Origin of the sequence: Pelosinus sp. sgz500959, from assembly GCF_042610375.1 — a bacterium.
Classification (GTDB): Bacteria; Bacillota; Negativicutes; order DSM-13327; family DSM-13327; genus CTSoil-075.
Map to the genome: position 1 here is coordinate 1 of NZ_JBGJZL010000020.1, position 14,060 is coordinate 14,060.

12 protein-coding genes and 1 pseudogene are annotated in these 14,060 nt (G+C 38.1%); 1 reads left to right on the forward strand and 12 read right to left on the reverse strand.

From position 1 onward, the window contains the following. The 10 genes and pseudogenes from ACAN52_RS20260 to ACAN52_RS20305 all read right to left on the reverse strand — a co-directional run. A partial coding sequence (locus ACAN52_RS20260) for an ATP-binding cassette domain-containing protein (RefSeq protein WP_378956947.1) occupies positions 1–140 on the reverse strand: 140 nt, incomplete at its 3' end. Further along, complete coding sequence (locus ACAN52_RS20265; RefSeq protein WP_378956887.1) at positions 118–1,077, reverse strand: branched-chain amino acid ABC transporter permease; 960 nt, start codon at positions 1,075–1,077, stop codon at positions 118–120. The genes ACAN52_RS20265 and ACAN52_RS20260, both read right to left, overlap by 23 nt. Before the next feature lie 10 nt (positions 1,078–1,087). Next, positions 1,088–1,942, reverse strand: a complete 855-nt coding sequence (locus tag ACAN52_RS20270) for a branched-chain amino acid ABC transporter permease (protein WP_378956948.1) — start codon at positions 1,940–1,942, stop codon at positions 1,088–1,090. Between the two features lie 23 nt (positions 1,943–1,965). Continuing rightward, a pseudogene (locus tag ACAN52_RS20275) lies at positions 1,966–2,103 on the reverse strand (branched-chain amino acid ABC transporter permease); the annotation flags it as partial. Between the two features lie 96 nt (positions 2,104–2,199). Further along, positions 2,200–3,369: an ABC transporter substrate-binding protein gene (locus tag ACAN52_RS20280; protein WP_378956888.1), complete on the reverse strand. Its 1,170-nt coding sequence runs from the start codon at positions 3,367–3,369 to the stop codon at positions 2,200–2,202. A gap of 263 nt (positions 3,370–3,632) precedes the next feature. Further along, a complete protein-coding gene (locus ACAN52_RS20285; protein WP_378956889.1) occupies positions 3,633–4,799 on the reverse strand; it encodes an ABC transporter substrate-binding protein in 1,167 nt (388 codons plus the stop codon). Between the two features lie 322 nt (positions 4,800–5,121). Next, a complete protein-coding gene (locus ACAN52_RS20290) occupies positions 5,122–5,961 on the reverse strand; it encodes a carbon-nitrogen hydrolase family protein (protein ID WP_378956890.1) in 840 nt (279 codons plus the stop codon). 76 nt (positions 5,962–6,037) lie between these two features. Next, positions 6,038–8,344 (reverse strand): FAD-dependent oxidoreductase, encoded by a 2,307-nt coding sequence (locus ACAN52_RS20295; RefSeq protein ID WP_378956891.1) that lies wholly within the window; start codon positions 8,342–8,344, stop codon positions 6,038–6,040. A 12-nt stretch (positions 8,345–8,356) separates the two neighbouring features. Continuing rightward, positions 8,357–9,991, reverse strand: a complete 1,635-nt coding sequence (locus ACAN52_RS20300) for a glutamate synthase-related protein (protein ID WP_378956893.1) — start codon at positions 9,989–9,991, stop codon at positions 8,357–8,359. Next, entirely contained in the window at positions 9,979–11,085 is a 1,107-nt protein-coding gene (locus ACAN52_RS20305; protein WP_378956894.1) for a glutamate synthase, read from the reverse strand. Before ACAN52_RS20305 ends, ACAN52_RS20300 begins: the two co-directional genes overlap by 13 nt. A gap of 717 nt (positions 11,086–11,802) precedes the next feature. Between ACAN52_RS20305 and yyaC the strand changes: the two genes are divergently transcribed. Beyond that, entirely contained in the window at positions 11,803–12,378 is a 576-nt protein-coding gene (gene yyaC, locus ACAN52_RS20310; RefSeq protein WP_378956896.1) for a spore protease YyaC, read from the forward strand. A 161-nt stretch (positions 12,379–12,539) separates the two neighbouring features. Here the strand turns inward: yyaC and ACAN52_RS20315 are convergent, their stop codons facing one another. Together ACAN52_RS20315 and ACAN52_RS20320 are read right to left on the reverse strand one after the other, a co-directional pair. Then, positions 12,540–13,466, reverse strand: coding sequence for a M23 family metallopeptidase (locus ACAN52_RS20315; protein WP_378956897.1), 927 nt, complete (start codon positions 13,464–13,466; stop codon positions 12,540–12,542). A 76-nt stretch (positions 13,467–13,542) separates the two neighbouring features. Further along, complete coding sequence (locus tag ACAN52_RS20320; RefSeq protein ID WP_378956898.1) at positions 13,543–14,055, reverse strand: DUF4446 family protein; 513 nt, start codon at positions 14,053–14,055, stop codon at positions 13,543–13,545. Between the last annotated feature and the right edge of the window lie 5 nt (positions 14,056–14,060).

Here is a 14,060-nt window from a genome sequence, read left to right on the forward strand (position 1 = left end):
TTAAAGGCTGTCGTTTTACCTGCACCATTAGGGCCAATGAGACCAATCAGTTCACCTTTTTCAATGATCACTTCAAAGTTCGATACGGCTTTAAGTCCGCCAAAGACTTTTGAAAGTTTAGTTGCCTTCAGTAGTGCCATGTTTCTTACCTCCCATCAGCCGACTAAAAAGCTTCAGGCTTATTTCTTTATTACCAAACAGTCCTTGCGGACGATAGAGCATGAGGATAATGAGCATCAAGGAATAAATAATCATACGCCATTCTGGATAACCAGCAAGAGCGGCTGAAACGAAGGTCAAAAGAACAGCAGCTGTGATCGAACCACTGATACTGCCTAAACCGCCAAGAACCACAATGGTTAAAATATCAAAGGATTTCATAAAGGTAAAAGACGCTGGATGAGCGATATAGAAATAATGGGCAAAGAGTGCGCCTGCGACACCAGCGAAAGCAGCTCCCATGGTAAAGGCCATTACTTTGTATTTAGTTGTATCAACACCCATGGCTTCGGCAGCAATTTGATTTTCACGTACGGAAATACACGCACGGCCATGAGTGGAGTTAATGAAGTTTCGAATAAAGAGCACGGTAAATACGGTGATAAAGAACACCCACGTAAAAGTCGTATAACGAGGAATTCCCATAAAACCAGAAGCGCCGCCTACATAAGGAATGTTTAAAATGCTAATGCGAATAATTTCACCAAGACCTAAGGTCGCAATGGCTAGATAATCCCCGTCAAGACGAAGGGTAGGAAGACCAATCACAAAACCTAGAAAACCGGCCGTAGCGGCACCGCCCAAAATTGCAGCAATAAAAGGAAGTTGCATTTTAACAGTCAGTACTGCACTCACATAGGCACCCACTGCCATAAATCCAGCATGACCGATGGAAAATTGCCCTGTGAAACCGTTAATCAGATTGAGACTTACAGCCAAAATGATGTTAATGCAAACCAATACAATATTCAGCTGCCAAAATGGCCCGATGATATCAAATTCAATGAGCATTTGCATGGCAGCATATACTGCAAGGCAAGCCCCAAGGGATTGCCAGACTTTTTTATTATTTCCCATTATCGCTCACCTACACTTTCTCACGAACATTTTTACCCAGTAACCCCGATGGCTTAAAGAGTAAAATAATAATCAAAATGGCAAAGGCTGCAGCATCACGGAAGGTTGAGGAGATAAAGCCACTCACTAACGCTTCAACGATACCCATAATCACACCGCCAAGTATCGCGCCTGGAATGATACCAATACCACCAAGAACGGCAGCAACGAAAGCCTTGAGACCTGGCATAATGCCCATGAGTGGATCAATGGAGTTATAATACACACCTACTAGCATACCAGCAGCGGCAGCGAGAGATGAACCAATGGCAAAGGTGATGGAAATAACTCGGTCTACATCGATTCCCATAAGACGTGCAGCATCTGTATCAAAGGAAACAGCCCGCATGGCTTTACCAATTTTAGTCCGTTGAACGACATATGTTAGAATGATCATTAAGGATAAGGCCACTGCTAAGATCAAAATCTGTTGACTATTCACAACGATGTTACCAAAGGTATAAACTTCTGCTTGAAAAATCGCTGGGAAAGTCCGTGGTTGAGGAGAAACGAGAAGAATACCACCGTATTCTAATAATAAAGACACACCAATAGCGGTAATGAGTACTGCAATACGCGGTGCATACCGTAGAGGACGATATGCCAACTTTTCAATCACGACTCCAACAATAGCGGCAACTACCATGGAGAGAATAAGTGCTGGAAAAAAGGATAATTTTAACGCCGTTGTCGCAAAGAAAGCCACATAAGCACCAACCATATAAATATCACCGTGGGCAAAATTGATCAATTTGATAATGCCATACACCATGGTATATCCTAAAGCAATCAGCGCATAAATGCTTCCGAGAGATATACCGTTAATTAACTGTTGNCAACCATATAAATATCACCGTGGGCAAAATTGATCAATTTGATAATGCCATACACCATGGTATATCCTAAAGCAATCAGCGCATAAATGCTTCCGAGAGATATACCGTTAATTAACTGTTGCAGCAATTGCTGAGTAAATGTAAATTCCACGCCCTTGCCTCCTTTATTTTAAATAAGTTTTCTTAAGTCTACAAAAGGGATAAGACTGCCGCCTTATCCCTTTAACTTTTTTAATTAGTATACTAATTAGGGATTAATTTTTTCCTTGAATGTTTGCTTACCCTCTTTCATTTCAATGATAACAGCACTTTTTACAGCATCATGTGTTTCATTAAGGGTAATTTTTCCTGATACTGCATTATAATCTTTGGTTTTTGCCAATTCATCTTTAATTTTAACAGTATCCACACTATTTGCTCTTTTGATTGACTCAACAACCATCATCGTTGCATCATACGCAAGGGCAGCAAAAGCATCTGGAGTTTCGTTATATTCTTTTTTATACGCTTCTACAAAACTTTTAATGGATTCACTATTATCATCAGGAGAATAATGATTTGCAAAGAAAGTATTATTGAGAGCTTGCCCTCCAGCAATTTCTGGAAGTTTAGCAGAATCCCATCCGTCACCACCTAGAATTGGCATATTAAGTCCAATTTCACGTGCCTGTTTAATGAGCATCCCAACTTCTTGATAATAACCAGGAACAAAGACTACATCTGCATTAACAACTTTAATTTTAGTTAATGTCGCTTTAAAATCAGTATCTTTAGCTAAATACGCTTCCTCAGCAACGATCTGTCCACCATTTTTGATAAAAGTTTCTTTGAAGAACTGACCAAGACCTTTAGCATAATCACTTGAATTATCAATATAAATGGCTGCAGTTTTAGCTTTTAATGTTTTTGTTGCAAAATTAGCCATAACCGATCCTTGGAAAGGATCAATAAATGCGGCTCTAAACATAAAGTCTCTCACTTTATTAGTAGCAGGATCAACTGTTACTTTTGGATTGGAGGCCGTTGGACTAATGGCTAATACTTTATTATCTTGATTAACTTGAGCACCAGCGATAACACTTGAAGAAGCAATTGGCGCAATAACAGCCACCACTTTATCTTGCGTAATCAACTTTTGCATAGAATTGGCTGCTTCAGCTGCTTCACTTTTATTATCAGCTACAACTAAGGATAGCTGTTTTCCAAGAACACCGCCATTGGCATTGACTTGTTTAATGGCCAATGCAGCACCGTTGCTCGCAGATTTACCAAAAGTCGCATTATTACCTGTCATCTCTAAATTAGCACCAATTTTAATGGTGTCCGCGGACTTTTGACCGCCACCACACCCTGTCATGGCAACCGCTAACATGGCAACTGCTGCAAAGACGCTCGCTAACTTGTGAATTTTTTTCATAATCATTCTCCCTTTGTATTATGAATAACAAACTAATAAAATGTAACATACCAACGTTTACATCAGAATATTCAACTTTATTTAGTTTTTCATAGGTAGCCATTTCACATGTCTTTAAAGTGAATAATTCTATGTAATACAAGGTATATTATAGATAGATTACTTTATACTGTCAATGCTCCTTAAAGAGACTTTTGGCTAATTGTCCTTTCAGTGTGTACATTTCGTGTTTTACACTGTACGGGACAATTAGCCAATTTGTCTTAAGGATTAATTTTTTCTTTAAATACTTGCTTACCATCTTTCATTTCAATAACTACACCACTTTTAATTGGGTTATGGTTAGCATCCATTGTAATAACACCTGTTACTACTTGTAAATCTTTAGTTTGTTCTAAAGCATCTCTTAATTTCGCTGGATCTGTACTATTAGCCCGTTTAATTGAATCGATAACCATCAATGCTGCATCATAACCTAAGGCTGCCAATGCATTTGGTTCTTGACCATATTCAGCTTTAAAAGCTGCAACAAATTTTTGAATCCGTGGATCAGTATCTTGAGCTGAATAATGGTTGCTGAAGAACGTATTATTTAGTGCTTCTACACCAGCAATTTCTACCACTTTAGGATCATCAAAACCGTCTGTACCAATTAGTGGTACATTGATTCCAAGTTCACGAGCTTGTTTTGCAATTTTACCCACTTCTTCATAATAAGCAGGAATAAAAATAGTGTCAGCATTCATAACTTTTATTTTTGTTAATGTGGATTTGAAATCTTGGTCTTTTTGTAGGAAAGCTTCTTTACCTACAATTGTTCCACCATCTTTTACAAACTGGGCTTCAAAAGACTCTGCAAGCCCTTTTGAATAATCTGAGCTATTATCAATGAAAATAACTGCAGTTTTTGCTTTTAGGGTTTTAGTTGCAAAGTTCGCCATTACAGTTCCTTGGAATGGATCGATAAAGCAGCTGCGGAAAGCATAAGGTCTTACTTTACCATTATCCACTGTAATTTTGGTATTTGTACCTGTAGCAGTAATCACTGGTATCTTGTTATCTTGACCAACTTGTAATGTTGCTAACACGTTAGAGCTGGCAACAGGCCCCATGACAAGAGACACTTTATCTTGTGTAATAAGCTTAGTAATTGCATTTGTGGCTTCAGATGGTTCTGACTTATTATCCGCAGTAACTAAGACAATCTTTTTACCAAGGACACCACCTGCAGCATTGGCTTCTTTAAATGCCAATTGGACTCCATTCATGGTTTGCTTACCATAATTGGCAACTCCACCAGTCAACTCGAAATTACCGCCAATTTTTATTTCTTTAGAATCAGCTGCTGGAGTTGATCCGCAACCTGTCAACATAACCCCTAATAAACTAACTGCTGTTAATAAACCGATCAATGATTTTTTCTTTAACATTGTTATTCCTCCCCCTACTATAAACCTTAAGAAACCGATAATTTATGATTTACGTTTTTAGATTACCACTCCTTTATGACCTATCACTTTCTACTTTGCTAAGTGTCTTCGAAAGATTTTCAAACTGTCCACACTCAATTGTACTGTATTTACATTTTAAAAATCTTAGTGTGCGCCCTCAAAATATATTTGTGCTTTAATGCTATTATATTTGTTCACTGAAATACTGTCAATACTCTTTACCTCGATCTGTCTACTAAAAATAATAAAACCTATGATTTTTCGTATTTTTTAAGTTTTTTTGGCGAAAAATGCATAAATACTATGAATTATAATTACTTTTATAAACATCAGGGCGACGATGTTTTAATAATGGCAACTGTTCTCGCACTGTGCACATTTTCTCTAGGTTAATCTCAACGATTAAAATTTCTTCTTCTATCCCTGTGCTGCCTATGATATTCCCCCAAGGATCGGCTGCCATAGAGTGCCCATATGCCTGACATGCCGATTCTATAGTGGTCGCCGGCGCAGCTCCCACTACAAAGACTTGATTATCAACAGCTCTCCCTCGTATTAGTAATTCCCAATGATCTGGTCCAGTTGACACACTAAAAACAGCTGGAAAAATCAGCATATTTGCACCTGCTAATGTCATCAAACGTGATAATTCTGGAAAACGGATGTCATAACAAATAGCAATTCCTAAGGTTACCCCTGCAATCTTAACAACTGTACAATCCTGTCCTGGAGCTAATATGCTCGACTCTTTAAATACAGTTCCACCTTTAATCTCTACATCGAATAAATGTATCTTACGATGACGTCCTATTAAAGTTCCTGTTTCATCAAAAATAAAGCTCGTATTGTAAACATTTCCAAACTTATCTTTTTCGGGTATTGAACCACCTACTATTCCAATTTTTGAATCAGCTGCTGTTTTTGATAGCATCTGAATGGTCTCACCCTCAGGATAAAATTCAGCATATTGAGAAAACAACTCTGCTTTATAAGGACAATTAAACATTTCAGGTAAGATTGCCAATTGACAATTTTGCTGTGCTGCGGCTTTGATCATGGACTCAGCCTTACTGAGATTCACCGTTTTATTATCAGTAATAGCCATTTGGCAGATTGCCAATTTCAAAATATGATTCATCATAACCAGCCTCCTATTTTGAAAAAGGCATCAATACTATTGGTAAGTATTGATGCCTTTTTGTGTAAAGAGTTACAAACTATATAATTATTTGTTGTTTATTATCATGCATAGACCAGATACCGCATGGGCAGACCCCTGTGCAGATTCCACAACCTATACATTTATTAGGATCGGAGATATATTCAAAATTACCTTCTGGATGAACGATGCGCGTAATTGCTTTTTCTGGACATGATTTTTCACACATATGACAATCACGACAAGTACCACAGCTAATACACCGTAAATGATCTTCATTTGCTTCAGGTACTTCACAACTATGACACTTATTGAAATATGCCGTTGTTAGACGCTTAGCATCAATTTTGGGTTTTGCTATAGACTCATGTGTTTTGCCTGTCAGATAAGTGTCAATGGCTAGCACTGCTTGACCTGCTGCACCAATTGCATCAACTAATCGACCTGGTTTCACTGTATCACCCGCAGTATAAACACCTTCAGCAATTTGATAATCCTGATTTGGTTTTAAATAACCGCGTTCTGTAATAATATCTTTAGGCAAATAGTCAAGATCAGGCATTTCACCAACATTGATGATAACCGTATCTGCCTCAATAAGTTCACCACTTTTGGTAATAATACCTTCAGCAGTAATTTCTTGCGTCAATACTGGCCACATGATTTTACCACCTAGCTCTTCAACATGAGCAATTTCAATCGCATCAGCAGCTGGCCGTTGAACGTCAATACAGGTTACTTGCTCTGCGCCCATTTGGTAAGCACCAACAGCTGCGTCCATTCCAGAATTACCACAGCCAATAACGATGACACGTTTACCAACTTTAGGATTTTTCCCTTTGTTTACAGCTTTTAAGAATTCAATACCTTTTACAAGTCTTTCATGACCTGGCCAAGGGAAAACTCTACCAATATGTCCACCTGTTGCCACAACTACAGCATCAAAAGTAGCTCTCAGTTCTACAAACTTTTCTTTATCAATTGTCGTATTTGTTTTAAATACAACGCCCATATCTTCAATTCTTTTAAGTTCCTTGGCTAGTGTCTGCCCAGGTAAACGCGTACGTGGAATAACCTGTTCCATTTTTCCACCCATACGTTCATCAGCTTCAAAAACTGTAACATCGTGTCCTTTGCGAACCAATTGCCATGCTGTAGTAAGCCCTGCAGCACCACCGCCAATAATGGCTACAGTCTTGCCAGTCTTAGCTTCAGCTTTCGGCAATGTAACATCGACAGAATAGGTGCCAAGCTGACCAACCTGTACGGAAATATCAACTTTCTTACGAGTACACTCATCCATACACAAATTAGGGCATACAGCTCCGCATACTGAGCCTGGAAAAGGGGTATAATCAAGTACAAGTTTATAAGCTTCATCAATATTACCTTCACGCAATAAATTGTACCTACGTTGTGAAGGAATGGATGCTGGACAATTAAATTCACAAGGTGCTGCATAAAATCCATTTTCCCATACAGGCACACGTTGACGATATACGTTAGTCGTTACAAGCCCAATAACATTGAAGTTATCACTGCATACATCGCTAAAAATCCCACCAGTTACCCATTGTTCTTTACGGAATGGTTGAACATTCGTATTGACCATTTTAGGACGTTCATCATATGTCAATGGCACCACTTTATGCCAGTCTGCCCACTGACTTAATTCTTCTCTAATTTCCGGCCTAGCAATTGAAGTAAGAAAATCATCCATCTTGCCATCAAGATAAGCAATATCCTGGACAGCAAGTGGTAGAATCTTAACATCTTTTGTGGAAATCCCTGAGGCATTTCCCCGGAAATATAAAGTCCCACCTACCATACCGACACAAGAGCGATCACCTAATATTGATGTAAATTCTTCACTATCATAACCACAGACAACAGCAATACCACCCGACATAAATTCAAAAGAAAAACTACCTGAGTTTTTTAAAACCCAAAATTCAGGTGGTGCATATAAAGGATCATGTTTCATCATAGAACCAGATCGCGTACCTGCACGCCCACCAATATAAATTGTTCCCGCTGCCGCACAATGTGCTGCCGTATCACCAGCATCACCACGAACGACTATTTTACCACCAGCATTTAACCAGCCCACATCGGCTGAAGCTGAACCATCAACAATGATTTCCGTTCCTTCTAAGCACATGGAACCAACCCGTTGCCCTGGATTTGTAACAGAAAAGGTTAGAGTTTTTCCTTCAGGATGCCATAATGGTCCGCCAATATCATGCTGACCGGAAGCATCAATTTGAAAGTCTGTTTCGCCTTCCGCGATGGCCATATTAATGGCCTCTAAAAGATCTTGGGTTGACATACGTTGATTTCCATCAAGACTCGTTATCTTTAACATGCTGCTTCCCTCCTAACACACATATTGGATAGCCAATTTTTCAGCAATCCCGCGATCAGTTGTCACCAAGGCATCAGAACGGCCTACAGGCACTGAGCTATTACCAATTGGTGCCATCAATTTTTTCAATTCACTATCAAGTGCTAACATATACTCAACAATATTTTGGGCTGCTTTATCAATATCAAGGCGTTGTACTAAACGTGGATCTTGCGTACAAATACCAGCTGGACATTTACCTGTATTACAAGAGTTACATCTACCTTGTTCATTACCAACACAACCCATTAACTGGATCAATAATTTACCAATAAAGACACCATTGGCGCCCAAACAAATCATTTTAAAAGCATCGGCTGCTGCATTGCCAGTAAGACCAACACCGCCACCTGACCATAAAGGAATTTGTCCTTGACGTCCTTGTTTCACTGCTGATAAATAACATTCACGAGTTTTAGATACAATAGGGTGTCCAGTATGATCGAGAGAGATTTCGTTGGCGGCACCAGTACCACCTTGAATACCGTCTAAGAAAAACCCACCGCAGATTTTATAAGGATCACGAAGCAAGTTATTATATACGGATACGGAAGTTGCTGAAGCAGCACACTTAATGGCAACTGGTACTCTAAATTTAAATGCAGCATTCATCGACAAGAACATCTTTTGTACTGATTCTTCAATAGAGTAAAGTCCTTGATGATTTGGTGGTGACATAAGGTCAGCCTTTGGCACACCACGAATGGCCTGAACATGGGAAGCAACTTTCGCTGCAGGTAACAGTCCTCCATCACCAGGCTTTGCCCCTTGACCAATTTTGATCAAAATTCCTGCTGGGTCAACTTTCATTTTAGGAATTGACTTCACAATCCGATTCCAACCGAAATGACCTGATGCAATTTGTAAGATCATATATTTAAGTTGTTCAGACTCAAGTAGTTTAACAGGCATACCACCTTCACCAGAACTCATACGTACAGGCATGTTATACTTTTCATTCAAGTATGCAGTCGCTAACGCAACAGCTTCCCATGCTCTTGTCGATAAAGCCCCAATCGACATATCACTAAAAATGACTGGATAAATCCAATTCACTGGTGGTAATTTTCCCGTCAGGTTTATTTCACCATTTTTTACACTGAGAGGTAATTCATTGGCAGGTAATACGCGACCAAAAGGTGCTAAGATATCAAAAGTATGTCTTTCTGAGTCAAGAGCCGGATCTGTCATCTGAGAGATACGACCGATAATAATATTATCAAGTGTCCGAGCACTATTTAAATTGCTACGTCCACCACGTTTGATAGGAGAACCACCTTTTCTTGCTAGCAAATTAAAACGTGAATCTTGATTACGTACAGGTTTAATTGCTTGATTTGGACATGTTTTTTCACACATGCCACAGCCAGTACAGGACTCTGTTATGCTATTTTTTTGTTTGATTACAAGTACTGCACTATGTTTACTAGTGGGTTCAGGTTGATTGCCTGTGGAAAAAGTTGTCGAGCGGCGCTCCATTACTGGCTCAATGGCCTTAAAAGTACAGGCTGCTACACAATTACCGCACATGGTACAGCGTTCTGATTTATATTCAATTTTCCATGGCAAATCGTTGACCGTTACATCCTGAGTTGCTACTGTTTCCATCGCTCTACCTCCAATGCTTCATTAATAACAACCACTTCGCGTTCGTTAGGATAGATATCTATTTCCTGATTTCTGTGAGGCAAAATAGCATTTAAGCCACATACTTCAGATGAAATGGCTACCATATTTTCATCTCTCCCCACGACAACAGGGCGTAATTTTTTTGAATCACAGCAAGTCATCATATTGCCATTCGGTAACATAGCAATAATCGTATTTGGACCATTAATTTCCATATGCCCAAGAGATTGACGAATGGCTGTGAGTTCTGCACGATCAGATCGTTTGGCAATATCACTAAATGGTAATGGCGTAATAACATGCTTATAATATTTAATCGGCCATTGTAATTCATGAAGTACATAATGCAGTGTATAAAGGAAATTTTGAGAATCTGATTCAAAACCAATGTATCCACGATGAAGTGTTTTTTGGTATTCTTTATTTTTAGTATAGAAAGTATTTTCTCCATTGGCGCACAAAGTATATCCCTGCATAAAGAAAGGATGAGCTGCATAACGCACAATATCATAGTTAGTATTTTGGCGACATTGTGTCACAATATTTTTTGCCATCAACGCCCCATTGTCATCCCATAATTTAAAATAGGTAGCAATGTCACGAGGATCGCCGATTTCCTTTAATGTAAGGGCATCAGGCCAAAAAGAATATACATATCCTTGATCATCTTTTTCTAATAAAGCTCTGAGTGCAAGCCGAGTATCTAGTAGTAATGTCTCTTTCGCTTCTTGACTTGCATCGTTATAATGTTCAGGATAATCATAGTTACGGAATATATAATAAGGCATGGCTTCGATATCTAACTTAGTATTTTTCACACCACGAGGAATCCACTCTGCTAATTGAACAAAGTTGTTTGTTTCCATATATTCTTCGACAAGTCTAGCCCCAGTTTGCGTACAGGCTAGGGACAACAATGGCTTATCTTTATGTTTTAAAAATACGCCTCCCAAATCCTGCATAACCATGGCAAAACCTGAGTTATCATGTCCTTCTTGCTGTGGCAACATTAAATGTAGGGCTGCCGATGGATGAATAAATTCCTTACTTTTAATCGCACCAATTCTGCACATATGTCTTTACCCACCCCTTCAAAATAATTTTATTATTTTTAAAATATAGCCTCACTATTTTCGCAGAAAAGCCCTGGGGGAAGTGCTGGATGATTAATTTTGGCTAGATAATGGTACCACACTAACGGCTATCACCATTAAGCCTCATTGATCCAGGACTTTCCGCAGGGCCTTTTCTACCCACGGTGTTGTGCTCTTTGCACCTGTACCGCTCGGACCAGCCCGCTATATAGCACGGAACCCTAGGTACACTCCTAAAATTCTTTTGTCTTAATACAGGGAACTTAATTTACATACTTTATTATAAAAACCAAATGCTATACTGTCAATATTGTATATAAAATAATACAATATACCTTTAATATGAATATAAAATAGTTCATTCTTCTGAAAAGTCCACTATTTTCAAGCCTAGACGGCATGTATCATCAATATTGATTGTATATTTATTCACATTCATTGATTTAAGTGGCTGTAAGGTCATTTTGTTGGAAGTGTTAAGCACGACTTCCTAATAAAGATACTTCCATTAGTGATGAAGATTTTTCTTTATAAAATAAATATGTCATTTTAATTGTAAAATTATTACATTTATATTATTTCACTCCTCCTCTGTTTTCTCTTCTAATAATGTATAACATTCTTCATCTTTGCTTATAATAACTTTATACTTCACACCATGTACTTGATATCTAATTTGCAAACAGGAGTTATAACATGTTTAATAATATTTTTAAATTTCCAACATTAACATCTGAATTTAAGTCAAATATCAATCAACCTACTGCTCTTTATGATCTTTCTACCCATTTGAGAACAATCATGCGTGAAGCTTCTACAGATCAACAAGATTTAGTTATTTTATGTATTGGTACAGATCGTTCAACTGGTGATGCTTTGGGACCATTAACGGGCAGTAAACTACGCTCTTTTAACCCTTATCCTCATATATATGGCACATTAGATGATCCTGTGCATGCTTCTAATCTCCATGAACATATACAATCGATTCAAAGAACTTTTGACAATCCCTTTATTATTGCAGTCGATGCTTGCCTTGGAAGATTGGAAAGTGTCGGTTGTGTATCCTTAGGTCGCGGTTCATTAAAACCAGGAGCTGCAGTTAACAAAGATCTTCCTGCCGTTGGTAATGCTTATGTCACTGGTATTGTGAATGTCAGTGGATTTATGGAACATCTCGTACTTCAGAGTACACGATTAAGTTTGGTTATGAAAATGGCAGATACCATTGCCCATGCTTTTTCATATAGTTTACGTACCTACTCTCGGTAGAATCCTCAAGGAATCATACATCCTATTTGAGGTATTCTTTATATTTTTCAATCACAAAAAATAACAGTCGAAGCGATTATACTTCGACTGTTATTTTTACATTAGTTCTACATTATTTGGTTTCATGATTATCAAACTAAGCACCATCAATATTCCATCATTTAATTTAAGAAACTCGCTGGATTAACGGCAGTACCGTTTACTCTAATTTCATAATGAAGATGTGGACCAGTCGTATACCCTGTATTACCAAGATATGCAATCAATTGACCTTTTTTCACTCTTTCGCCGGTATGTACTACAAGTCGAGAATTATGCCCATATAAGGTAGTAATCCCATTACCATGATTGATTTCAACAGTCTCGCCATAACCACTGGACCAACCACTTTCTGTGACAATACCATCAGCAGTAGCAATAATCTGTGTACCAATATCATTCGCAATATCAATCCCTGGATGGAAATTACTACCGATCCCCCCAGGTGAATTACGCGACCCAAAACGTGAAGTCACTTCTCCCCTTGTCGGCCAGATAGAGGGTCTTGATGCTAATCTAGCTTGCTTGGCCAATAATTCTTCTTTCAGTTCAACCAAACTTTCTTCTCGCGCTTTAACCGCTATCTGTAAATTATTAATCATATTATTAATTTGGTTAATCTCCATTTGTACTTGCTCTTTATCTTGATTACTATAATTTACTGAAGGACGTACTAAACCAGCACGAGATGTCGCTATCGTCTCTTCATTGTTAACAATACGCCGTAACTCCACATCAAGAGAATTTAATCGCTCCATATCTTTTTGCAAGATAGCAGTCGCTTGGGCTAATTCTTGAATTTGTTTAACCTGTACGCCATTAGTCTGCCGTAACATCTCTAATTCGATTTTGTCTGCATTTGCTGTATTTATCGTTTGCTTATAATTTACAACTAACCCAATCATTAATATGATCAACAAGCCCACTGCACCAGCGATACATTTAGCAACCCTCATCGGTATACGAATACTCTCTAACTGCTGTCTAGGATTTGTACTATTGATTATTTTTTTCTTAGAATCACTCACATTTTTATTTTTTTTTGTCAAACTTTTTCCTCCTTTTATCATTCATTATAACGAGACTATTTTTACCTTCGCCCTAAATTGGATAATTCCTGCCATTTTATTTTTTTTCTATTGCCTGTGTTAATGCTTGCTTTTCTTCCTCAGTCAAAAAATAAGATGAACTACCCGAAATAATTGGTTTTGCATATGTATGAGATTCACTACGACTATAAATGCTAGAAATAATAACACCATTATTCTGATAATCCAATAAAGCAATCGCGAAGCTCAAGTCACTCCCCATATCTTCAAAAGCATTAAATCGAATTACACCAAATTTTTGGATGGCCTTTCGCGAAGAGATATCTAACTTTTGGCATTCAATTGATAAATTGTCTACTTTGTGTACCACTTGCTTTACTTCATCAATATGGGCAAGCAACATTTGTTCAACATTTACCCCTTCCATTCCCTTCATCATTGTGCGGTATCGTTTATTCATCTTAGCAAGTTTTATATTAATGCTAATAAATATAACCAATGCTAATAAAATCATTACTGTCATTCCCAAAAGTACATATTGTACATTACTCATAATTAAATTAGATAACTCTGCCAACTGATCCATCATATCAT